Below are 281 nucleotides of genomic sequence, written 5' to 3' on the forward strand. Positions count from 1 at the left end.
CTCAGAAGTGAAACGCCGTAGCGCCGATGGTAGTGTGGGGTCTCCCCATGCGAGAGTAGGGAACTGCCAGGCATCAAATTTAGTGTGCTGATATGGCTCAGTTGGTAGAGCGCACCCTTGGTAAGGGTGAGGTCCCCAGTTCGACTCTGGGTATCAGCACCAGTTTTTCGGTTAAAGTTCGGCACTTAGAAAAGAATTTGTCTGGCGGCTGTAGCGCGGTGGTCCCACCTGACCCCATGCCGAACTCAGAAGTGAAACGCCGTAGCGCCGATGGTAGTGTG

At 54.8% G+C, this 281-nt stretch carries 1 tRNA gene and 1 rRNA gene; both read left to right on the plus strand.

The annotated features are described in order from the left end of the window. The first annotated feature begins 86 nt into the window (after nt 1-86). Nucleotides 87-162: transfer RNA gene (locus OGY13_RS00140), tRNA-Thr, on the plus strand. A 38-nt stretch (nt 163-200) separates the two neighbouring features. Next, a 5S ribosomal RNA gene (gene rrf / locus OGY13_RS00145) occupies nt 201-281 on the plus strand; the annotation flags it as partial.

The sequence above is a fragment of the Citrobacter sp. Cpo045 genome, from assembly GCF_030332875.1.
Lineage (GTDB): Bacteria > Pseudomonadota > Gammaproteobacteria > Enterobacterales > Enterobacteriaceae > Citrobacter > Citrobacter portucalensis.